Source organism: Pseudomonas sp. PA15(2017), from assembly GCF_001945395.1.
Lineage (GTDB): Bacteria > Pseudomonadota > Gammaproteobacteria > Pseudomonadales > Pseudomonadaceae > Aquipseudomonas.
In genome coordinates, this window is record NZ_MSXV01000044.1 from 46,636 (window position 1) to 69,336 (window position 22,701).

At 63.7% G+C, this 22,701-nt stretch carries 17 protein-coding genes and 3 pseudogenes; 14 read left to right on the forward strand and 6 right to left on the reverse strand.

Features of this window, described 5'->3' with window-relative positions; genetic code table 11:
* Window positions 1-7: 7 nt before the first annotated feature.
* The 3 genes from BVH03_RS14005 to BVH03_RS14015 all read left to right on the forward strand — a co-directional run bounded on the left by BVH03_RS14005 (window position 8) and on the right by BVH03_RS14015 (window position 1,925).
* Window positions 8-556: a hypothetical protein gene (locus tag BVH03_RS14005; protein ID WP_075961737.1), complete on the forward strand. Its 549-nt coding sequence runs from the start codon at window positions 8-10 to the stop codon at window positions 554-556.
* A 117-nt stretch (window positions 557-673) separates the two neighbouring features.
* Window positions 674-1,282: an SCO family protein gene (locus BVH03_RS14010; protein WP_075961738.1), complete on the forward strand. Its 609-nt coding sequence runs from the start codon at window positions 674-676 to the stop codon at window positions 1,280-1,282.
* Entirely contained in the window at window positions 1,275-1,925 is a 651-nt protein-coding gene (locus BVH03_RS14015; protein WP_075961739.1) for a cytochrome c oxidase assembly protein, read from the forward strand. Before BVH03_RS14010 ends, BVH03_RS14015 begins: the two co-directional genes overlap by 8 nt.
* 208 nt (window positions 1,926-2,133) lie before the next feature.
* Here BVH03_RS14015 and BVH03_RS27230 read toward each other — a convergent pair whose 3' ends face one another.
* Both BVH03_RS27230 and BVH03_RS27235 read right to left on the reverse strand, forming a co-directional pair.
* Window positions 2,134-2,973 carry a methyl-accepting chemotaxis protein gene (locus tag BVH03_RS27230; protein ID WP_371915360.1) on the reverse strand — a complete coding sequence of 280 codons (840 nt, stop codon included), beginning with the start codon at window positions 2,971-2,973 and terminating at the stop codon, window positions 2,134-2,136.
* A gap of 18 nt (window positions 2,974-2,991) precedes the next feature.
* Window positions 2,992-3,780, reverse strand: a pseudogene (locus tag BVH03_RS27235) (MCP four helix bundle domain-containing protein); the annotation flags it as partial.
* Window positions 3,781-4,121: 341 nt separating this feature from the next.
* On the opposite strand from BVH03_RS27235, the gene BVH03_RS14025 reads away from it, so the two are divergent.
* The 8 genes and pseudogenes from BVH03_RS14025 (at window position 4,122) to BVH03_RS14060 (ending at window position 12,631) form a co-directional block, all read left to right on the forward strand.
* A complete protein-coding gene (locus tag BVH03_RS14025) occupies window positions 4,122-4,973 on the forward strand; it encodes an STAS domain-containing protein (protein ID WP_075961741.1) in 852 nt (283 codons plus the stop codon).
* Window positions 4,974-4,977: 4 nt separating this feature from the next.
* Complete coding sequence (locus BVH03_RS14030; RefSeq protein ID WP_070885344.1) at window positions 4,978-5,340, forward strand: STAS domain-containing protein; 363 nt, start codon at window positions 4,978-4,980, stop codon at window positions 5,338-5,340.
* Window positions 5,337-5,741: an anti-sigma regulatory factor gene (locus tag BVH03_RS14035; RefSeq protein ID WP_075961742.1), complete on the forward strand. Its 405-nt coding sequence runs from the start codon at window positions 5,337-5,339 to the stop codon at window positions 5,739-5,741. The genes BVH03_RS14030 and BVH03_RS14035 overlap by 4 nt, the downstream gene beginning before the upstream one ends.
* On the forward strand, window positions 5,738-6,748 hold the full coding sequence (locus BVH03_RS14040; protein WP_075961906.1) for an ATP-binding protein: 1,011 nt from the start codon (window positions 5,738-5,740) through the stop codon (window positions 6,746-6,748). Before BVH03_RS14035 ends, BVH03_RS14040 begins: the two co-directional genes overlap by 4 nt.
* Entirely contained in the window at window positions 6,741-7,616 is an 876-nt protein-coding gene (locus BVH03_RS14045; protein ID WP_075961743.1) for a sensor histidine kinase KdpD, read from the forward strand. Before BVH03_RS14040 ends, BVH03_RS14045 begins: the two co-directional genes overlap by 8 nt.
* Window positions 7,606-9,540 carry a hybrid sensor histidine kinase/response regulator gene (locus tag BVH03_RS14050; RefSeq protein WP_075961744.1) on the forward strand — a complete coding sequence of 645 codons (1,935 nt, stop codon included), beginning with the start codon at window positions 7,606-7,608 and terminating at the stop codon, window positions 9,538-9,540. Before BVH03_RS14045 ends, BVH03_RS14050 begins: the two co-directional genes overlap by 11 nt.
* A gap of 129 nt (window positions 9,541-9,669) precedes the next feature.
* Window positions 9,670-9,921 (forward strand): annotated as a pseudogene (locus BVH03_RS26890) (methyl-accepting chemotaxis protein); the annotation flags it as partial.
* A gap of 247 nt (window positions 9,922-10,168) precedes the next feature.
* On the forward strand, window positions 10,169-12,631 hold the full coding sequence (locus tag BVH03_RS14060; protein ID WP_075961746.1) for a PAS domain-containing protein: 2,463 nt from the start codon (window positions 10,169-10,171) through the stop codon (window positions 12,629-12,631).
* A gap of 18 nt (window positions 12,632-12,649) precedes the next feature.
* On the opposite strand, the gene BVH03_RS14065 is transcribed toward BVH03_RS14060, so the two are convergent.
* The gene (locus BVH03_RS14065) at window positions 12,650-13,036 is read right to left on the reverse strand and encodes an NUDIX hydrolase (RefSeq protein ID WP_075961747.1); all 387 of its coding nucleotides are present in this window, start codon (window positions 13,034-13,036) and stop codon (window positions 12,650-12,652) included.
* Window positions 13,037-13,961: 925 nt separating this feature from the next.
* A pseudogene (locus tag BVH03_RS14070) lies at window positions 13,962-14,120 on the reverse strand (general stress protein); the annotation flags it as partial.
* Window positions 14,121-14,473: 353 nt separating this feature from the next.
* Between BVH03_RS14070 and BVH03_RS14075 the strand changes: the two are divergent.
* Window positions 14,474-14,755 (forward strand): DUF1652 domain-containing protein, encoded by a 282-nt coding sequence (locus tag BVH03_RS14075; RefSeq protein ID WP_075961748.1) that lies wholly within the window; start codon window positions 14,474-14,476, stop codon window positions 14,753-14,755.
* Window positions 14,756-15,115: 360 nt separating this feature from the next.
* Here BVH03_RS14075 and BVH03_RS14080 read toward each other — a convergent pair whose 3' ends face one another.
* Entirely contained in the window at window positions 15,116-17,650 is a 2,535-nt protein-coding gene (locus tag BVH03_RS14080) for a PAS domain-containing protein (RefSeq protein ID WP_075961749.1), read from the reverse strand.
* A gap of 579 nt (window positions 17,651-18,229) precedes the next feature.
* Here BVH03_RS14080 and BVH03_RS14085 point away from each other — a divergent pair.
* Window positions 18,230-20,032 (forward strand): sensor domain-containing phosphodiesterase, encoded by a 1,803-nt coding sequence (locus BVH03_RS14085; protein ID WP_075961750.1) that lies wholly within the window; start codon window positions 18,230-18,232, stop codon window positions 20,030-20,032.
* A 401-nt stretch (window positions 20,033-20,433) separates the two neighbouring features.
* Window positions 20,434-21,066, forward strand: coding sequence for a LysE family translocator (locus tag BVH03_RS14090; RefSeq protein WP_075961751.1), 633 nt, complete (start codon window positions 20,434-20,436; stop codon window positions 21,064-21,066).
* Between the two features lie 79 nt (window positions 21,067-21,145).
* Here BVH03_RS14090 and BVH03_RS14095 read toward each other — a convergent pair whose 3' ends face one another.
* Complete coding sequence (locus BVH03_RS14095) at window positions 21,146-22,612, reverse strand: sodium:alanine symporter family protein (RefSeq protein WP_075961752.1); 1,467 nt, start codon at window positions 22,610-22,612, stop codon at window positions 21,146-21,148.
* Between the last annotated feature and the right edge of the window lie 89 nt (window positions 22,613-22,701).

The window sequence follows — 22,701 nt, forward strand, 5'->3', positions numbered from 1 at the left end:
TCTCGAATTGTCCCGAATCATTATCTCTGCCGACCCTGAAATTCCTGCTGAAAGCAGCGAAGTGTCCGACTCGCTGATGTTCGGCACCCCCAAGGAGCGCCTGGATTTCTATCGCCGGGAAATCCAGTACGAAACCAACTTGATGGCCGACCGCACCAACGCCTATCTAGCGGCGCAGTCTTTCTTGGTCATCGCGTACGCCTCTTCAATGGCCAATGCCAACCCCGATTGGGGCGATCTGTTCACCCTGGTGGTTCCGACCTTGCTGGCGCTGCTGGGCATCGTCAGCTCGCTCAATGCCTGGCCGGGCATTCGCGCCTCGGCGGCGATCATCTCGCACTGGCATTTCAAGCAGGAGCAACTGCTGCACAGCGAGCCGAAGTTCGGCCACGCCTATGACGAGTCGCCGCTGTTCAGCGAGCATGAGTCCAGCAAGGAGCGCTATTTGAAGTCCCTGCGCTTTTCCCTGCGCTCACCCTGGATGTTCACCATCTTCTGGGCCGGGCTGGGTGCGTTCTCGGTTTGGCTGCAACTGTCGTCATCGGCCAAGGTATGACGCGCCAGACAGAGACGTGCGGTTACCTTTAACAGGTCGCACTCTGCCTGAGCGGACGCGGTCACTACCTGCAGGCAGCCATGTGGCGCTGCCGACCGTAACGAGGAGGCCGCCCACGTGAACCGCACCCTGGCCACCAGCGCAGGGCTGGCGTTGCTGCTGCTCGCCGCGTTGCCGCTGTCGTATCAGCTGTGGCCAGCGCGCACCCCGCTGGCGGCCGCCATCGATGCCGGTCAGCGCATCGGCGGACCATTCGAGCTGCATGATCATCAGGGGCGTGCCGTTACCCAGCAGCGCTTCGAAGGCCGCTGGCTATTGGTGTTCTTCGGCTTTACGCGCTGCGCCGATATCTGCCCGACCACCCTGGTGCAGGTCGCCAGGGTGCTCGATGGCCTTGGCGAGCGGAGCGCGGCCATCCAGCCGCTGTTCATCAGCCTCGATCCTGAGCGCGACACGCCCGAAGTGCTGGCCGCCTACACGCGTTTTTTCGATCCCCGCATCGTCGGCCTGACCGGCAGCCCGGAGCAGGTCCGCAAGGTCGCGGACGCCTATGGCGTGTATTTTCGCAAAGTGCCGATGGGCGACACCTACATGCTCGATCACACTGGCTCGGTCTACCTGATGAGCCCGAACGGGGAGCTGGCCAGCCTGATTCCGCTGCAAATGGCGCCAGCCGATGCGGTTCGGGAAATCGCCAACGCCATGGGGCGCTCAGGCGATGGTTGAGCGACGCGGGGAGGTCGCTGCGGGGCGCAACTGGCCGCTCATTCTTGGCTTCGTGGTACTGGCTGCCTGCTGGTTGGGCCCGTTGCCAGCGATGAGTCGCACGGCGTTTTCCGCCCATATGCTGCTGCACTTGGGGGTGATCGCGCTGGCTGCGCCGCTGCTGGCCATCGGCTTGGCCCGTGCCGGGCTGCGAGTGGATCGGCTGCGCCACAGCAGCGCGGCGATTTCTCTGGTATTCGCCGCCGAAATGGCGGTGGTGTGGGGCTGGCATGCACCGTCCCTGCACGAGGCGGCGGCGCTCAACGTCGGGGCCTTCGTCGCCCAGCAGGTCAGCTTTCTGGCCGTAGGGCTCGGCGTCTGGCTGTTTGGGTTCGCCAGCGATTCGCGCCGTGGCCTGGCTGCGGCCATGTTCGGCTTTTTCCTGACGTTCGTGCACATGACCATGCTCGGCGTGGTGCTGATCATGGCGCCGAAACTGATCTACCCCGCGGAGTTATGCCTGGGAGCGTTCGGCTTCGAACAGCTCGACGACCAGCGCTTCGGCGGCATTCTGATGGCGGCGTGGAGCGCCGTGGCTTATCTGGGCGGGGCAGTGGTGCTGGGCGCGCGGCTGCTGGCGCCGGAGCACGAAGCGAAGGGGTAGAAACGCGCCACCGCGGGCATCGCGCCGGCGGTGGCGGCCTTTCGTTCCCGAAGGATGGACTGGTGACTATCCATGGGAGCGGGCCACGCCCGCGATTTTTCGCGCGCATGAACTAGGCGTCCCCGCCCGCTCCCACAGTGGATTGGCGAACGGCAGCCTCTGCCTTGTAGTTGCCTCTTCATGCACACAAAAGACTTTGAACAGACCCTTAGAGCTTGAAGTTGCCGACCAGCTCGTCGAGCTGGCGCGACAGGTCTTGCAGGTTGCTGCTGGCGTCGTTCAGCTGGTCGGCGATCTGCGTGGTTTCCTGGGTGAACTGGTTGATCTGCTCGACGTTGCGGTTGATCTCCTCGACAACGGCGGACTGTTCCTCGGTTGCGGTGGCAACCTGGATGTTCTGGTCGCTGATTTGGCCGATATGGCCGTTGATCTGCTCCAGCGCTTCGGAGGCCTTGCCAGCGTATTCGACCACTCGCTCACTCTGCTGGCGACCCTTGGCCATGGCTTCGACCGCCGAGCGCGACTCGGTCTGCAGGCGATCGATGACCTTCTGAATTTCTTCGGTGGAGGCGCCCGAGCGGCTGGCCAGGGTGCGTACCTCATCGGCTACCACGGCAAAGCCGCGGCCCTGCTCGCCAGCGCGGGCCGCTTCGATGGCGGCATTGAGGGCGAGCAGATTGGTCTGCTCGGAAATGCTGCGGATGGTACCCAGGGTCGCGCTGATCGCCTCGATCTGCCCAGCCAGCTCGCCGACCACCTTGGCGGTCTGCTCCAGCTCGCCGCTGAGCGCGTCGATCTGCCGGTTTGCCTGGCCCACCACTTCGCGCCCGCTGTTGGCGTAGCCGGTCGCCTCGCGGGCTACCTGGGCGGCGTTTTCGGCGTTGCCGGCAATTTCGTTGACCGTCGAGCCCAGCTCGTGGATGGCGGTGGCCACCTGCACGGTGCGGTCGCTCTGCGCCACGCAGTTGCTCTGGGTCAGACGTGCACGCTCGGCCACGTCGCGGGCCATGGCTGAGAGCTGGCGGGAGTTGCCAGCCAGTTGCTGCATGATGCCGTGCACCCGTTCCAGAAAGCGATTGAAGCTCTGGGCGATGTCGCTCAGCTCGTCGCTGCCGCTGAGCGCGATGGGCGAGTTGAGCGCCAGGTTGTCGGCAGCATGGCCCAGGCTGCTCTGCAGGGTAGACACCCGGCGGCGCAGGTTGGTGACGATCAGCCAGGAGGCGACGAACGATACCAACAGGCCCAGGACGATGATCGCCAGTTGACGCACACGGCCCTGCTCATAGTTGTCGGTGCTGCGTTGGTTCTGCTGTTCGGCTTGCTTCAGCAGGGCGTCGAGCAGCTCGTTGGCGCCACCACGCATCACGCCGTAGCTCTTGGCGTACTGATCGCGGTAAATCTGCTGGGCACGGGCCATGTCGCCGCCGTCGAGGGCCTGCAGCATCGGCGTCAGTTCGCCGCTGACCATGCTCTCGAACTGGTCGAGCAGACGCTGCGCCTGGGCGCGGCGCTCGGGGTTGACCTGGGCCTCGACGGCGTTGCGCATGGCCTCGCGCATGCCGGGAATGTCCTCGTTGAGTGCTTCCTGCACCCGGGTCTTGACGCCGCGTTCGTCGCGCAGGGCGGTTTCCTGCAGCAGCATCATGTCGATGCCCACGCGCATGCGTGGGATGCGCGAGGCGGCTTCGGCCATCGCCCGCATCGGGGCGGAAGTATTGAGGTAGAGCGCGCTGGCCTCTTTCTGCATGTTCGACATGCTGTTGAGGCTGGTCACCGCGACCAGAACTAGGGCGATGCAGGGGATGGCCACTGCGATGATCAGTCGGGTCTTGAGTGTCAGCGTGTCGAGGCGCATGGGTCTAGTTCCATGTCATTGGAGTGGCGCCAGTATACGGTCACTTCCAGATTACTGCGCCATCATTTCCGACCGTCCGCGAAGTTGCACGTAAGCCAGGAAAACTGCGCTGTAGAGCGGCCCGGAGCGCGTTTTTCGGCTGGGCTTGCAGGAACCTTCAGACCGCTGGTCTGCGGCGTTGCGGATGATGTCACTTTAACCGCGTTTTTCGCTTCTGTACGCCACCTGTTTACCCGTACTATCCGCGCCCAAAACCTGCTCCAAACTATTGCCACCCCTCACTGTCACTTTCTCACGCCGATCAAAAAAATCGGCCTGTATCCGTTTAGGAGTTTTGGCTCATGGCAGCACTGCAGACCGGCACCGTCCAGGCAATCAAGAACAACCAGGCGCAACTGCTGGTTGAGTGGAGCCAGGGCCTGGAGGCCAGCGGCTCGACCCGCAATCTCAAGGAGCAGGAGCTGCAGCAGCAGACCGCCGAGTTTCTGCAACTAACCCTGGCTGCCCTGGAAGGCGAGAGTGGCTCCAATATCGCCTCGCCGGCCTGGGAAAAGGTTCGCCAGTTCCTCGAGCGCCTATCGGCCAGCCGCGCGCTGCTAGGGCACGACTCGCACCAGACCGCCAATTTCATCTTCGCCCTCAAGGGCCCGTTGTTCGCCCTGCTGCAGCGCCACTACCAGGGCCAGCCGCAAGAGCAGGCCCAGCAACTGCTGGAGGTGTCCGAGCTGTTCGACAATCTGGGCATGCACACCATCCGCACCTTCCAGAAATCCCGCGAGGCGGTGATCAAGCGTCAACAGGAAGAACTGCTGGAGCTGTCCACCCCGGTGGTCAAACTGTGGGATGGCATCCTGGCACTGCCGATGATCGGAACCCTGGATTCTCAGCGCACCCAGGTGGTGATGGAATCGCTGTTGCAGCGCATCGTCGACACCGGTTCGGAAATCGCCATCATCGACATCACCGGCGTGCCGACCGTCGACACCCTGGTCGCCCAGCACCTGCTCAAGACCGTGACCGCCATTCGCTTGATGGGCGCCGACTGCATCATCAGCGGCATCCGCCCACAGATCGCCCAGACCATCGTGCACTTGGGCCTCGAGCTGCAGGGCGTGGTGACCAAGGCCAACCTGGCCGATGCCCTGAAGCTGGCGCTGAGCCGCCAGGGCGTCAGCCTCGACAGAGCGGTGTGAGCCCATGGAGCGCATTCCGATTTTGCGAATGGGTGAGTTCCTGCTGGTGACCATCCAGGTCGACATGCACGACCAGCTGGCCCTGACCCTGCAGGACGACCTCGCCGAACTGATCAGCAAGACCTCGGCCCGCGGCGTGTTGATCGACATCTCCGCGCTGGACATGGTCGACTCGTTCATTGGCCGGATGATCGGCACCATCTCCGGCCTGTCGCGCATCATGGATGCCGAGACCATGCTGGTCGGCATGCAGCCGGCGGTGGCCATCACCCTGGTGGAGCTGGGCATGACCTTGCCGGGCGTCAGCACCGCGCTGGATGTCGAGCGCGGCATGCAGCGACTGCGTGAGCGAGTGGCGCGGCGATGATCGTACGCAGCAGTGGTACCCAGCCGATCATCATCGAGCAGGACGTGGTGCTGGCCCGCCAGACCACCCGCAAGCTGGCCACCGAATGCGGCATGCGGCTGATCGACCTGACCAAGCTGGTCACCGCAGTCAGTGAGTTGGCGCGCAACACCATGGTCTATGGCGGCGGCGGTGACATGGACTGGCAGGTGCTCGATGACAGTACGCGGGTCGGCCTGCGCCTGACCTTTCGCGACGAGGGGCCGGGCATCCCTGACCTCAAGCTGGCGATGACCGATGGCTGGACCTCGGGCAACGGCCTGGGCCTCGGCCTGACCGGCGCCAAGCGCCTGGTCGACGAATTCGAACTGGACACCGAGCCAGGCAAAGGCACCAGGATCACGATCACCCGATGGACATGAGCATCAACGGCAGCGTCACCCAGGTGCTGCCCATCGACGACGACAGCCAGGTCGGCCACGCCCGACGCACCGCGCAGAAGCTGGCCGAAGGGCAGGGCTTCGACGCCTCCGATGCCGGGCGGGTGGCGCTCGTGGCCACGGAGCTGGCCAGCAACCTGCTCAAGCATGCCGGTCGTGGCGAGCTGCACCTGCGCGTTTTGCCGCGCGGCAACGGCGCCGGGGTGGAAATCGTCGCCGTGGATCGCGCCGCCGGCTTCGACCTCGATGCCTGCCTGACCGACGGCTATTCCACCGGTGGCACACAGGGCATTGGTCTCGGCGCGATCAGCCGTCAGGCTGAGGTCTTCGACGCTTACGCCGATGCTCGTGGCGCCGTGTTGCTGGCGCGCGTCTATCCACGTTCGGCCAAGAAGCCCGACCTGCCGTTCGGTGTCAGCCAGCATGCGCTCAACGGTGACCCGGCCTGTGGCGACGGCTGGCATGTGGCGATCAACGAGCAGGGCATCAGCGCGCTGGTGGTCGACGGGCTGGGCCACGGTGAAGAAGCGCAGCAGGCTGCCGAGGTCTGTACGCAAGCCTTCTGCCAGGGACCGTTCAATGATCCGCTGCTGTTGATCGACGGCCTGCACCGCGTCATGCATGGCACCCGCGGCGGCGCCGTGGCCATCGCCCAGGCCCAGCCCGACAGCGGCCATTTGCGCTTCGTCGGCATCGGCAACATCGCCGCCAGCCTGATCGGCGCCGGCAAGTCCCGCGGCCTGGCCTCGCATCCCGGCGTCGTCGGCGGCCAGTACCGCAAGGCGCAGCCGTTCGATTTCGAGCAAGTGACCGGGCAACTGCTGATCCTGCACAGCGATGGCCTGCAGTCGCGCTGGAACCTGAACGATTACCCGGGCCTGGCCTATCGTCATCCGGCGGTGATCGCCGCCGTGCTGCACCGGGATTTCTGCCGCGGCCGTGACGATGTCACGGTCGTGGTCATCGCGTTGGAGGCCGTCCATGGCTGAACCCGAAGACCTCAGCCACGCCGAGCAGGCCGCGCTGATCGCCCAGTTGCGCAGCGAAAGTGCCGCGCTGCGCGAAGAACTCGAGGAAACCAATCAGGGCGTACTGGCCCTGTACGCCGAGCTCGACAACCAGGCCGATGAGCTGCGCCAGGCATCGGACCTCAAGAGCCGTTTCCTGTCCTACATGAGCCATGAGTTCCGCGCCCCGCTGGGCTCGATCCTGAGCATCACCAGCTTGCTCAGCGACGAGCTCGATGGCCCGCTGAGCCCCGAGCAGCATCGCCAGGTCGCTTTCGTCAGCACGGCGGCGCGCGAACTCAGCGACATGGTCGACGACCTGCTCGACCTCGCCAAGATCGAGGCGGGGCGCATCAGCATCTCGCCGGCCTGGTTCGACATGCTCGACCTGTTCTCGGCGCTGCGCGGCATGTTTCGACCCATAGTCGATGCCCGCGCGGTGGACCTGATCTTCGAAGAACCGGTCGGCCTGCCGAGGCTGTACACCGACGACAAGAAACTCGCGCAGATCCTGCGCAATTTCATCTCCAACTCGTTGAAGTTCACCGCCCGCGGTGAAGTAAGGGTGTCGGCGCGCCTGGAAGGCAGTGATCGGATACATTTCGCGGTCAGCGACACCGGTATCGGCATCGCCCCCGAACTGCACGACGCTCTGTTCGAGGACTTCTCGCAGATCGACTCGCCGCTGCAGAAACGCCTGCGCGGCACCGGCCTGGGCTTGTCGCTGTGCAAGCGCTTCGCGGCGCTGCTCGGTGGCGAAGTGGGCGTGCAGAGCGAGCCGGGTGTCGGTTCGGTGTTCTCGGTGATCATCCCGCTGGCCATCACCACCGAGGTAGCCGATGAACACTGATAGCCGCGTGCTGATCGTCGACGACAACGCGGCCACCCGCTACGCCCTGCGCCGACGCCTGGAGCGCCATGGGTACCAGGTGCTCGAAGCCGGCACCGGTGACGATGGCCTGTCGCTGATTCGCAGCGAGCCGATCGATGCGCTGATTCTGGACGTCAATCTGCCGGACATGAGCGGCTTCGACATCGTTCGTACGTTGCGTGCCGAGCCACGTACCGCGCTGCTGCCGGTAATTCACGTATCCGCCGCATCGATTCAGACCGGTGATATCGTCACTGGCCTCGAAGCGGGGGCCGACGCCTACCTGGTGCACCCGGTCGACCCGGACGTGCTGCTGGCCACGCTGCGTACGCTGCTGCGCGTGCGGGTCACCGAAGATGCCCTGCGCGCCAGCGAGGCGCGCTTTCGGGAGATATTCGTCAACGTCAGCGCGCCCATCGCCGTGCTGGATGCCGACCTGGCAGTGCACGAATGCAACCACGCCTTCGCCCAACTGATCGATGGCGACGAGGGCCTGCCCCGGTGCTTCGCCGAAGACCAGGCGAGCATGCTCGACGAACTGCGTGCGCGGCTGGCAGCAGGTGAGCGCTGGCGCGGTTCGCTGACCATGCAGGTGCGCGGCGAGCCGCGGGAGACGGAGTGGCAGGTGTCGCCCTACAAGGATTCGGCCCTGAGCCTGGTGTTCGTCGAGGACGTTACCGAGCACCGCCGCCGCGAGCGCCTGCACAAGGCCCAGCTCGACGATGCCACCAGCCAACTGGCCCACGAGGTGGCCGAGCGTGCGCGCACCGAAGCGCAGCTGCTGCAGATGCAGAAGATGGAGGCGCTGGGCAATCTCACTGGCGGCATCGCCCATGATTTCAACAACATGCTCACCGGCATCATCACCAGCCTGGAGCTGATCCAGAAGCGAGTGGCCGAGCATCGCCTGGACCGCGTGCAGCTGTACACCGACGCGGCCCTCAACTCGGCGATGAGCGCCGCGGCGCTGACCCATCGCCTGCTGGCCTTCGCCCGCAAGCAGCCCCTGGATAACCGTGCGGTGGACGTCAACGAACGCATCCGCTCGCTGGAAGAAATGCTGGTGCGTACCATCGGCGAGCAGGTTTCCCTGACCCTGGAGCTCAACGGCAAGCCGTCGATCGCTCTGGTCGACCCCAGCCAGCTGGAGAGCGCGGTGCTCAACCTGGTGATCAACGCCCGCGATGCGCTGCCCCAGGGCGGCCACATCTGGGTGACGACCTACACTGCCCATTCCTGCGGTGATCCGAACCTGGCCGATGGCGCCTATATCGCGCTGTCGGTGCGCGACGACGGCACCGGCATCGAGCATGCGCTGATCGACAAGGTGTTCGACCCGTTCTTCACCACCAAACCGGTGGGCCAGGGCACCGGCCTGGGGTTGTCGACCATCTACGGGTTCGCCCGTCAGTCCGGGGGGCATGCGGGCATCCGCAGCGCGCCAGGACGCGGCACGGAAGTGACCGTCATGCTGCCGGTCAGCAGCGAGCCGCTGCTGGAGCAGGGCAGCGCCGAGCAGTCGAATTACCGCGGTGCCGGCGAGCATGTGCTGATCGTCGAGGACGTGCCCTCGGTGCGCGTCTTCGTCGCCGAAGTGCTGGAAGAGGCAGGCTATCGCTGCACGCAGGCCGGTGATGTGGAAACCGCACTGGTGCATCTGCAGAGCGCTGCGCAGATCGACCTGTTGCTCACCGATGTGGGCCTGCCGCGCATGAATGGCCGCGAACTGGCCGAACGAGCGCGCGCGCTGCGCCAAAACCTGTCGATCCTGTTCATGACCGGCTACGCCGAAAAGGCCATCAACCGCGAAGTGTTCCTGAGCAGCGGCATGGAGCTGCTTGCCAAGCCGTTCAAGATGAACGAGCTACTGGAAAAGGTGCGGGTCTCGCTTTCCACACGCTGATCGACGCGCCGGTCGCCTTGTGGCCAGGCAGGTGGCCAATGGCGACCTGTCCGCTGAGCCGAATCGGCCGCCGAGTATGCGCGCAACGCCGACGAGCAGACCCAGGAAGGCCGGCAAACGGTTCAGCAGGTGGTGGCGCGTATCGAGAAGCTGGCCGTGTCCATCGAGGATTCGGCCCACGCCATCGAGTCACTCAAGCATGACAGCGGCAATATCGGCACCGTGCTCGACGTGATCAAGGGCACCGCCGAGCAGACCGACCTGCTGGCCCTCAACGCGGCCATCGAGGCAGCGCGGGCTGGTGAGTCGGGTCGCGGATTCGCCGTGGTGGCCGATGAGGTTCGCGCCCTGGCACGGCGAACCCAGCAGTCAACCGAGGAGACCTCGGCCGCCAGCGTCGATCTGGCGCGCCTGGGGCCGACCTGCAAGCTCAGGTCAACCGCTTCAAGTTGGCGTGACACGCCGTCGCTGAGTCGCACAGTGGCGCGCGGGCTCCCGCGCGTTGCCAGCTACGCAGCGCTGCGCCCGGCTGTGAATATAAATGGTCGGGGCGGTAGAAAAAAACCGCCGGACAGGCTTCAATGGCGCCTCGCTCCGCCTCCTTATCTCTGCCGGCTTGGGTTCTATCGTGATATCTGATGACGCCGAAGCGCTTCGGCAGCGGTTGCACGCGCTCGAGGCAGAGAATGCCGGTCTCAAGGCTCGTCTGGCGGCAGCCAGCGGCGCGAGCCCGGCCTCGGCTGGCGAAGAACATTTCCAGCAGATCTTCGATCAGGCGCCAGCGGCGATGGCCGTGTTGCGCGGCGACGAGTTGCGCTTCGAATCCGTCAACCCGGCCTACCAGCGTTTGCTGGGCCTGGGTGACGTGGTCGGCCACCCGGCCCGTGAGGTGCTTAGCGGACGCATGGCGCGGCGCTTCATCGACCTGCTCGAAGAGGCCTACCGACGCGGCCGTGCGGTACGCGCGCGCAATTTCGAGGTGCCGGGCCGGCCGGGGCAGCAACTGGATTTCAGCTACCAGCCGCAGTTCGATGCCCAAGGGCGGGTCGAAGGCCTGTTCATTCAGGAAATCGACATCGCCGAGCAGCGCCGCGTCGAGCATGCCTTTGCCCAGGAACGCGAGCGCTACGAGTTCCTGTTCAACACCATGGACGAAGGCTTCTGCGTCATCGAGTTCTTCGACGGCCCCCACGGGCCGCTCAGCGATTATGTACATATCGAAGCCAACCCGGCCTATGCCGAACACGCCGGTATCCGCAACGTGGTCGGCCAGAAGCTGCGCGAGATGGTGGGCGAGGAGGCCGACAGCTGGGTCGAACGCTATGCCCACGTGCTGCACAGCGGTGAGCCGATTCGCTTCGAGCAGGAGCTGATCGCCACCGGCCGGCACCTGGAGATCAGCGCTTTTCGCGTCGGCCCCGCCAGCCGCAAGCAGGTGGCAGTGCTGTTCCAGGACATCACCCAGCGCAAGCAGGCCGAGGAGTCGCTGCGCCAGCTCAACGAAACCCTGGAAGCCCGGGTGCGTGATGCCAACGAGGCGCGTCGCGTACTGGCCGGGGTGGTGGACGGCGCCGACGCACTGATCTTCATCATGGGCTTCGACTATCGCTGGATCGCCATCAATGGCTCGGGCATGCGCGAATACGAACGAGTGTTCGGTGCCCGCCCGGAGATCGGCGAGAACCTCCAGGAAGCCCTCAAGGATCAGCCAGAACACCTCGAAGCCGTTCTCGGCCCGTGGCAGCGGGCGCTGGCTGGTGAAGAGTTCGAGGTGGTGGTGCCGCTCGACACCGAGCAGGGAATTCGCCACTTCGAGATGCATTTCAGCCGCCTGAGCGATACCGAAGGCCGGCAGATCGGCGCCTACCAGTTCGTCTACGACATCACCGAGCGCCTGCAGGAGCAGGAGCGCCTGCGAGTGGTCGAGGATGCCTTGCGCCAGTCGCAGAAGATGGAGGCGGTGGGCCAGCTGACCGGCGGCATCGCCCACGATTTCAACAACCTGTTGACCAGCATCAGCGGTTCGCTGGAGCTGCTGCAGATGCGCCTCGGCCAAGGCCGCCTGGGCGATCTCGACCGTTATGTCAGTGCGGCGCAGAGTGCAGCGCGGCGTGCTGCATCATTGACCCACCGGCTGTTGGCGTTCTCGCGCCGGCAAACCCTGGACCCCAAGCCAACCAACGTCAATCGCCTGGTCACCGGCATGGAAGAATTGGTGCGCCGCAGCGTCGGCCCGCATATCACCACCGAAGTAGTACTGGCTGCGGGGCTGTGGTCGAGCTTCATCGACGGCCCGCAGCTGGAAAACGCCTTGCTCAACCTGTGCCTCAACGCCCGCGATGCCATGCCCCAGGGCGGCCGGTTGACCATCGAGACAGCCAACAAGTGGATCGACGACTACGCGGCGCGCGGTCGCAACGTGCCCCCGGGCCAGTACGTGTCGCTGTGCGTGACGGACACGGGCACCGGTATGAGCGAGGAGGTGATCGAGCACGCCTTCGAGCCGTTCTTCACCACCAAGCCGATAGGCGAGGGTACCGGCCTGGGGCTGTCGATGGTCTACGGCTTCGTACGCCAGTCCGGCGGCCAGGTGTGTATCTATTCCGAGGTGGGCCAGGGCACCACCATGTGCCTGTACCTGCCGCGCCTCTACGGCAGTGACGAGGCGGACGCCGAACCGCTCGAGCCGGAAGCCGAGGAGCAGAATGCCGGCCGCGAAACGGTGATGGTCGTCGACGACGAGCCGGCCATTCGCATGCTGGTCATGGAGGTGCTCGAGGGCTTGGGTTACACCACCCTGGAGGCCGGTGACGGAGCGTCAGGCTTGCGGATTCTGCAGTCGGATGTGCGCATCGATCTACTGGTCACCGACGTCGGCCTGCCCGGCGGAATGAACGGCCGACAGCTCGCCGACCTGGCTCGTCTGGAGCGCCCGGAGCTGAAGGTGCTGTTCATTACCGGCTATGCGGAGAATTCGGTGATCGGCAACGGCCATCTGGAGCCGGGTATGCGCCTGTTGACCAAGCCCTTCACCATGCAGGCGATCGCCAACCGTATTCACGAGATGATCGAGGGCGACCGCCAGGCTTGAGCCCAGCGTTGCAAGCGGTCAGGCCGGTTCGCCGGAGTTACCTGGAAAGTAGAGTTCGAGCAGCTTGCGCGCAGATTTCTTGATCGCCTTGTTCAGATCGACGGTCGAGAACCAGCGGCAATCGGCAATTTCGTTCAGCGGGCGCGCGGCCAGGGTTTCCGGCACCGTGACGCGGAAGACGTGATGGGGACGGCTGTCGAACTCGTGCAGGGCCAGAAACTCCAGCGCCTGGCTGTCCAGCCCGGTTTCTTCGCACAGCTCGCGCAGCGCCGCCTCGGCCGGCCCCTCATGGGCTTCGATCTTGCCGCCGGGCAGTGTCCATTTCGCGTCGGCCTTGCGCACCAGCAGGACTTTGCCCTGCTGGTGGCAGATGACGGTGGCGCGGTGTTTGGCGGACTTGATCATGGTGTTCCCAGGCCTCGTTTGCAGTGTTCATACAGGGTGCTGGCACGGCAAAAAGTTCGGACTGTTTTTTCTGATTCAGCCGTCACTTTCCTACCCTGATAATCGCACTGTAGACGCTGCACCAAGAATTTCAGTCACTGCGCCGGCCGTGTGTCGAATCGATCGCGGCGTTGGCTCGTCAATTTGCTGTTTGGTGTGCCGGGGCCGTTCGCAAAAGTCGCTCTTCGGCCGTCGAGATTGGCGCGAAGCACTTCGTTGCCACGGCAGCCGCTTGCGTAGGGCGATCCTGCCGGGCCCTTCGATCATTGGCGCAGTAAAGATGACCGCCAGCAGCCGGGCGAATTGCCCTTCACCCAGGCTCCACTCCTGGCGAGGAACACCAGCAGCACCGCCAGTACCCGTAGCGTGGTCAGTCGGCCGAGCGGATCCTCGATCCAAGCCCGGCCTGGAGGTTGCACGCCATGCACGAGCAGCAGCGAGAGACGGCCGGTCGTGCGCAGGAACAGCAGCGCCCAGTCGTTGATAGGGGCGGCAACGACAAGGCAGAAGCGGACAGCGTTGCTTCACCCGCTCCCACAGATAATCACCCGTCGACCCCAAGGGAACGATCGGCCGCTCCTGCCCCACTTAGCCGTCAAAGTTGACGAACCTGGGCTTGAAGATTATGAGCGGGTTCTAACAGGATTGGATATGCGGTCTATTATTAAAAACTGTACATCTTTGATGACTGTACAGGCTAATCGATAGTGGGCGGTATACAGTGGCTGATAGCTGCGTTGGGGATATTCGCGAACAATAAATGCGCCACGGTGATGATTATGCAGTGTTCTCTTCTGTATAAATCGTAGGCGCGATGGCTTGCTATCCACTGCTAATCAACTGGTTGCTAAATGCCAGGCCCGCTAGCAAGCCTGGCATACACCACTCAAGACGATTTTTTTCCGCCACCGCCGTGGCTGTTCTGACCGCCCTTGCGGCCTGCCTCTGCAGCTTTCTCGCGGTCGTTGGCGAAATTACCACCGCTTTTCTTGCCGCCCTTGCGGCCGGCCTCCGCCGCTTTGGTTGGATCGTTTGCAAAGTTGCCAGGATTGCGATGAGCCATTGTCGTCTCCTTGTTGTTCGGTAATGAAGCAAACCACAAGAAATACGAATTAGCGGCGTAGCTTTTGTTCGAAGTTAATAATCGAATAAAGGACGAATGGCGCAATTTGCTATTGAAGTGCCGGCACCGTGGAGCGCAGCTGGTAGTGGCGGGTCGTGCAAAATGCCGGGTATTTAACGGCGTCTAGTGCATCGTGCATGACGATTATTTTGAACACCGCTGTTTTCATTGAGAAAACTTTTTGGCATCACCCATGCATGATTGTTGTCGATCTGAACCGTGCAATTGCACGCTTCCCAAACAATCTGCCACTCAATCTCCGAAGGTGAGCTGTGATGATGTCTATTCTCGAACAACGGCAGATCATTGAATCCGCCTTTCTGCCGCTCAACTGCCGTTGCCTTGTCGAGGCCGATGACACACTGACCGTGCAAATCCGTGCCGTTGGCGGCGAGCGGGTATTGCTGGGCGTCAAGGGCATTCAACGTAACGAACTGTCCAGCTCTCGTTCCATATCGCAGCTCGTGCTGCGCCTGCGCCAGCAGGTGACCTTGCAAGAGTCCACGCACTTGACGAACCGTGAGGACCGTGCCCTGCGAAGCGCCATTCACGCCTGAAAAAGGTGCACTGGCTTAGGGTCTGTTCCCGTTTCAGCGCGAGTCGCGTTGCCGCGAGAAATGGCCTCCGGTTAGGCGCAGGACGCAGGGAATGGACTAGCCGTCCGCGTTTTCCCTTGCCAAGTCCTGCAACGACAGCGGAGGCCATTTCCCACGCAACCTAGGCGGCCCCACCCGGAGGGCCGGGCCAGTTTTTGTGCGATGCGGCGTTACTCGATGGCTCATTTGGCCCGCCAAACTTCGCATCTGTGTGCCCCACATGGATGTGGGAAATGCCGCAAGCCCGCCTGGAGCGGGCGCGGCCCTCGCCTCGCACAAAAACTGGCTCCGGCGCGGCCGTGCGTGAAACGGGAACGGACCCTAGTTTGAGCCGGCCGTTTCCAGTAGCTGCGCCAGTCGATCAGCCAGATCCCGGCGGCGGAAAGGTTTGGCCAGTACGTCGAAACTGCTGATCTGGGTCGGCGTCAGGTTGGCATAACCAGTGATGATCAGCACCGGCAGCTTGGGAATGCGCTGGCGCAGCTCCTGGGCGAGCTGGGCGCCGGTCTTGTTTTCCATGATGTGATCGGTGACCAGCGCATCCGGGCGCAGGCCCTCGTCGATCAGCGTGAGGGCTGCGGCAGCCGAATCCACTTCAGTCACTTGGTAACCCAGGTCATGCAGTTGCAGGCTGGTGGTATCACGCACCAGCGTTTCGTCATCGACCAGCAGGATGTGGGTAGGCCGTGACGCACGCGGTACTTCTTCATCGCGTTCGGGCCGTTCGCAGGCGACCGGCGCATCGGTGGTTGGCAGCCACAGGCTGACCCGTGTGCCGTTCCCAGGCGACGAATCGATGGCGAAACTACCGCCTGATTGCACCAGCAACCCCTGCACCATGGACAGACCCAGCCCAGTGCCCTTGCCGACGCCTTTGGTCGAGTAGAAGGGTTCGGCGCAGCGCCGCAGGGTTTGCTCATCCATGCCGCAGCCCGAATCGACGAGCACCAGGCGGGCGTATTGACCGCCGCTCAATCCGGCGGCGTTCTCACCAGGCATTTCGTCAAGTTCGGCAGCGATGCTCAGTCGGCCACTTTCGCCCATGGCATCACGGGCGTTGACGGCCAGGTTGAGCACCGCAAGCTCCAACTGGTGAGGGTCGATGAATACCGTGGGCATGCGCTCGGGAATATCGATGCGCAATTCGATCATCGGCCCGAGAGAGCGCTGGATCAGGTCACGCATATTGCGAATCAGCGTACACAGGGCCACGGGCTGCGGCTTGAGGGTTTGCCGGCGGGCGAAGGTCAGCAGCCTGCCCACCAGGATTCTTGCGCGGTCGGCGGCCTGCAGCGCGCCGTCGGCCAGCTTGGTGCAACGTTCGTCCGGCAGGCGCCGGCGAATCAGTTCCAGCGAAGCCATGATCGGCGTCAGCAGGTTGTTGAAGTCATGGGCGATGCCGCCGGTGAGTTGGCCGACCATCTCCATCTTGTGCGCTTCGTGCAGTTGCGCCACGGCCGCTTCGCGCTGCGCCACCATGGTAGCGACGCGATCTTCGAGGGACTCGTTCAGCTCGCGCAGTTCGGCTTCGGCGCGTACCCGTTCGCTGATGTCGACGCATACGCAGATGGTGCCGGCAACACGCTGTTGTTCGTCGAGCAGCGGTGAGACGTGATTCTGCACCCACACCACGCTGCCATCGGCGCGGCTGTGGCAGCGGGTGTTCTCGAACGGACGACCGTGGCGCAGGTTGTATTCGCAAGGCGAGGTGACCGATGCGCTCTCACCCGACTCGGCCAGCTCGTACAGGCTCTGACCGAGCAATTGCTCGCGGCTGCGGCCGACAATTTCGCAGTAGTGATCGTTGACGCGCACCAGGGTCATGCCGGCATCGCATACGGCAATACCGGCACCGGCCTGATCGAACATCGCCGACAATTGCGTGGAGCTGAGGCGCAGGGCCACTTCGGCGCGGGCGTGGGTGATCCACGCCCAGGCCAGTTTTGCGGTTTCTTCGGCCAGGTGGGCTTCGAAGTCGGAGAATACGTGGCCGCTGTCATGCTCGATCACCAGCACGGCATCCAGCACACCATGGCGCACCACCGGCATGTGCAGAGCGGCAGGCATGGCGCCCGAGCCCTCCTGAATCAGCGGCCTGCCGGCCAGCAGTACGTCGTTCTGCGCGGCATTGTAAGGCTGCAGCGGCTGCCCACATGATGCCTGCGGCACCACGCTCTGGTGGATGCTGAGCGCCGCCTCGCCATCGAGGTTCTCGGCGAAGAATACCTGCGAGGCATTCAGTTCTTCGGTCAGCCTGCGCAGCACCAGGGCCTCGACCTGATCCGGCTCGCTGATCGACGGCAGCGCCTGGCCCAATTCCAGCAAAAACGCCTGGCGGCGCTCGAACTGCACACGCTGGGTGGTTTCGTTGACCACGCACAGCACGCCACCAACCGACCCGTCCGCTTCGCGTACCGCCGAGTAGGACACATCGAAGTACACCGCTTCGCCGTGGCCATGGCGTTCGATGTAGAAGGGCCGGTCGTTGGCGGCAAAGGTTTCGCCAGTTTCGCGCACGCCGCTCAGGAGTGGTTCGAGGTCGTCCCACAGTTCGAACCAGTTTTCTACCGCCGGGCGGCCCAGGGCGCGAGGATGCTTGTTGCCAATGCTCGGGGCGTAGGCGTCGTTATACAGCGCGACGTATTGCGGCCCCCAGAACAGCACGATCTGCGCTTTTACTGGCAGCACCGTGCTCATCAGGGTTTTTAGCACCGTCGACCATTGCGCAGGGGCACCCAGCGGCGAGGTGCTTTCGTCGAGCCGATGCAGCAGTTCACCGATCTTCCCGCCACTGGCGGTAAACGCCAGGGGTTCGATAGCGGATTTGTGGGGGACTGACTTGGTCAACTGATCCATATCATCAAGGCGGGCGCGCTAGTCGAGGCAGGACGATCTTGTCTGCTAGCTAAGAGCGGCCGAAACGGCATCGTGTTCCGCCATAATTCGGCGTTCTCGACGACCTGCGCGCTGCGTCGCTTCGCCTGTCGCGGCATTTTCAGCGCTCGGCAGTGGCCCTGCCAGGCTGGATGGGCGCCACTCGCAAATAACTACGGTGGATACGCTCGACCTCGCCGCTGCGGACCAGCGCCTGCAGCGCTACATCGAGGCGCGGCAACTTCCGACAGACTATAAGCCTGGCCGGTGGTGCCACAGAGCGGCCACCACTACGCAGCCGTACCGCAAGCGGCAACGTGCCACGTGAACCTCGTGGACATCCATATCGAGTGGCCAGTTTTCGCATTCACTGCACTCCAGACCTTGACTGATGTCTGATATCCGTAAGCCGGCCATCGTGTCGGTTTCTCGCCGCCAGAAGGTTGCGAAGATTTGCGCAACCGTCTACGGGCGGTGATGTCATTTGGTTATCATTCACTGGAAGGTCTGCGAGTCGGATTCCGGCACCCGCTTCCGTACGCTAGAACCGAGAGAAAGACGATGCAGGCTCCTTACCCACCCTTGCCGTTGAATGAGCTCAACCGCCAGCGCCTGATCGATACCCACCCTTGCCTCATTGAAGGCAATAGCGACTCGTTCCTCGACGAGGTGGTGAAGATCGCTGCTCTGTACTTCAACACCCCCATCTGCCTGATCACCGTTCTCGACCGCAAACGCCAGTGGTTCCGCGCACGGGTAGGCACCGACCTGCAGGAAACCCCGCGTGCCGACTCCTTCTGCGCCTACAGCGTGGCCATCGGTGCAAGCGTCGAGGTCTGCGATGCCCAACAGGACGAACGCTTTCGCTGCAACCCGCTGGTTACCGGCGAGCCGGGCATTCGTTACTACGCCGGCGTGCCGCTGGTGCTCGAAGGCGGGCTGGTACTCGGCAACCTGTGCGTGATCGATACCCAGCCGCGCCCGCCGATGTCCGCCGCCGACATGGCGATGCTGCAGCAGATCGGACGCCTGGCCGTCACTCGCCTGGAGGAGATGCGTACCGCGGCCTTCATCGACGGTACCACCGGGTTGTACAACCACGCCAAGCTGGACGAAGACATCAGCGAGGCCATCGAGAAGGGCGACAGCCCACTGGCGGTGGCCATCGAGATGGTATCGCCGGCGCAACTCAATGACATGCTCAAATCGCTGGGCTTCCAGTTCCTGACCGACTTCACGCTGTCGGTGAAGAACACCCTGCGCAGCCTGCTGCCGGCCAGTTGGGAGCTTTACAAGATCAGTGCGCTGCGCTTCGCCTGTGCCGTGCCCGGCGATCAGCTGGACCAGGCCAAGGCGGTATTCGCCACCCTGATCGAAGCGTTCGGCAAGCCCATCCATTGCCAGGAACTGCCCGTGTTGCCTCAGATCGGAATCGGCGTGCTGCGTCTGGAGCCCGGTGCGGTGCCCGAGGACTGGATGCGCCTGATCGTCTGCGCCGCCGACGAGGCGCGCTTATCGGGCCAGGGCTGGGCTTACTACGACGAACAGATGGATGCGGCGCAGCAACGTAGCAACCGCCTGCTCAACGACCTGGCCGATGCGGTGCGCGCCGACGACCAGCTACGCCTGGTGTATCAGCCGCGCGTCGACCTGCACACTGGTGTCTGCCTGTCCGTCGAGGCGCTGCTGCGCTGGACGCACCCGACTCTGGGCGAGATCAGCCCCACCGAATTCATTCCCCTGGCCGAGAGAACGCCGCTGATCCACGCCGTGAGCTTCTGGGTGGTCAACAGCGCGATCAGCCAGATCAAGGCTTGGCGCCGTGAGGGTGTGGATCTCAAGGTGGCGATCAACGTCTCGGCCGAAGACCTGAACAACGACCACCTGACCGACGAGATCGTCCGCCTGCTGGCACGCAACGAGCTGAACGGCTCATGCCTGGAAGTGGAGTTCACTGAAAGTGCGCTGGTTGGCGATTTCTCGGTAGTGATCACCCAGATCGAGCGGCTCAAGGCCATGGGCGTGGAGATCGCCATCGACGACTTCGGCAGCGGCTACAGCAACTGGTCGTACCTGCGCGACATCCCCGCCGATACGGTCAAGCTCGACCGCTCGTTCATGGATGACCTGCAGCCGGGCAAGAGAGACTGGAACATCGTGCGTGCGTTGATCAGCCTGGCCAGGGAACTGGGCCAGCGTGTGGTCGCCGAAGGCGTCGAAGCCGAACACACCCTTAGGGTGATTCGCGACTGGGGTTGCCAGGAAGCCCAGGGCTTCTACATTTCGCAGCCGCTAGAGGCCGGTGACCTGCTGCCGTGGCTGAGCCGCTGCTCGTTCGCCACCAGCAGCTCGGAACTGGCGTAGGGCGCCTCGGTTGAATTCGGCGCTGCCCGGAATATTCGGTTACGGCCAAGGTCTGTTCCCGTTTCACGCAAGGCCGCGCCAGAGCCAGTTTTTGCGCGAGGCAAGGGCCGCGCTCGCGCCAGGCGGGCGTGCGGCAATTTCCCACATCCATATGGGGCACACAGATGCGAGGTTTGCCGGGCCAAATGCGCCATCGCGTAACGCTGCATTGCGCAAAAACCGGCCTGGCTCTCCGGGTTGCGCGGAAAATGACCGCCGCTGTCGTTGCAGGACTTGGCAAGGGGACAGCCATTCCTGCGTCCTGCGCCTGACCGCAGGCCATTTCTCGCGGCAACGCGGCTTGCGCTGAAACGGGAACAGACCCTAGCATCAGGCTCGTCGTTCCCCACCGAGCCGCCACCATGGCCCTGCACCTCTGGTTCACCTTCTTCCTGGCTTACCTGGCTACCACGCTGACACCGGGGCCGAACGTGCTGTTGGTGGTGCGCAACGCGTTGCGTCACGGGCCGGCCGCCATGGGCGCTACCTTGCTGGGCAACCTGAGTGCTCAACTCCTGGTCGTCACCGGAGTTGCACTGGGCGTCGGCGTGCTGCTGGTTGCCATGCCCACGGCGTTTCTGGCCCTGAAAATCATCGGCGCCGGCTACCTGATCTACCTGGGGATTCGCCAGTTGCTCGGTCGTCAGCCAGGCGCCAGCACAGGCGGGGTGGCGCCTGCGGCCAGCCCGGTCGCGAGTTGGCGGATCGCTGGCGAGGCATTTCTGGTGTCGATCAGCAATCCCAAGTCGATGATCTTCCTGTGCGCCTTCCTGCCGCAGTTCCTGCAGGCGGATCGTTCGGTGACGGGGCAGTTCATCATCATGTACCTGACCATCGCCATGGTGGTCGTCAGCGTGCACGTGCTGTATGGCTACAGCGCCTTTCGCTTCGGCAAGCGCCTCAGTGGCGCCTCCTGGGTTTCACTGATCAAGCGCCTGACTGGCGCGTTGTTCATCGGCCTGGGTGTGCGGCTGTTGGCGGTGCGGGCCGCCTAGGTGGCCTTCTTTTGCGGCGCCGCGTAGCAGAACGCCGACCTGGGTTGGGTCGGCGTTCGTTGAAGCGGGTGCTTCGCCTCTAGTTCTTCAGCGCCTTGCTGGACGATTCGGCGTAGGTTTCTGCGCAGGTGATGTGGTCGCTGCCATCCCAGCACTCGATGTTTTTCAGATCCGGCATGTCGTCACGGTGGAACACCGGCTCCACGCCCTTGCGTCGTTGGGCGTTGTAGTGGCTGAGCAGGCGCGCGGCAATCGCCGCCAGCGGCAGGATAGCGACCAGGTTGGTCAGTGCCAGCAGCGGCATGAACACGTCGGCCATGGCCCAGACCACCGACACCTTGACCACCGAACCGATCAGCACGAAGGCCATCACCAGCAAACGGAACAGGTTGAGCAGCAGCTTGCTGTCGAAGATGTACTGGATATTGGACTCGCCGTAATAGTAGTTGCCGATCACCGAGGTGAAGGCGAACAGCAGGATGGCGAAGGTCAGGTAATGGATGGCCCAGCTGCCGAGCTGCTGTGCCAGCGCCCATTGGGTCAGGCTGGCACCCAGGGCGGCGTCGCCGTAGGCATGGCCCGGGTCGGCGAGCAGGATGATCAGCGCGGTCATGGTGCAGATGACCAGGGTGTCGAAATACACACCCAGGGTCTGAACCAGGCCCTGCTTGACCGGGTGCGACACCGACGCCGTGGCACTGGCGTTGGGCACCGAGCCCATGCCGGCCTCGTTGGAGAACAGGCCGCGGCGCACGCCCATCATGATCGCCGCACCGATGCCGCCACCGGCGATCTCACGCAGGCCGAAGGCGTGGGCGAAGATGTCGGCGAACACCGCCGGCACATCGCCGATATTGAGAATGATCACCACCAGGCCGATGCCCAGGTACATAACTGCCATCACCGGAACCACGGTCACTGACACTTTGGAGATGGTCTGTACGCCGCCGAAGATGATCAGGCCGGTCAGTACGGTCAGCGCGATACCTACGCCCCAAGCCAGGGCGCGGCTGCCGCCTTCACCGCCGAAGGAGGTCTGCATGGCGTCGACGATGGAGTTGGCCTGCACCGAGTTGAATACCAACCCATAGGTGATGCTGATCATCACCGCGAACACCACCGCCAGCCAGCGCCAGCCCAGGGCGCGCTGTATGTAGTAGGCCGGGCCGCCGTGATAGCGATATTGCTTGTCCGACTTGTACAGCTGGCCCAGGGTCGATTCCACGAACGACGTGGCGCCGCCGACCAGCGCCACCATCCACATCCAGAACACCGCACCCGGGCCGCCCAGGGCAATGGCCGTGGCCACCCCGGCGATGTTGCCGGTACCGACCCGCGACGCCGCGGAAATGGTGAAGGCCTTGAAGGAGGAAATCGCCTCCTTGTCACCATGGTTGCGCTCGAGGATCACCCGGAACATTTCCGGAATCATCCGCAGCTGTACACCGCGGCATTTGTAGGTCAGGTAGATGCCGCTGAGCAGCAGCATGGGAATGGCAAGGTAGGTCCAGAGCAGGCCGGAGAAGGCATCGAGCAACGCAGACACGGGCGTCTTCCTTTGGTCGTCTTTATTCGAAGGGGCGCGAGGATAGGGCAATACGCCCAAATTCCCAAACCCGATTACGCTGCCAGCTG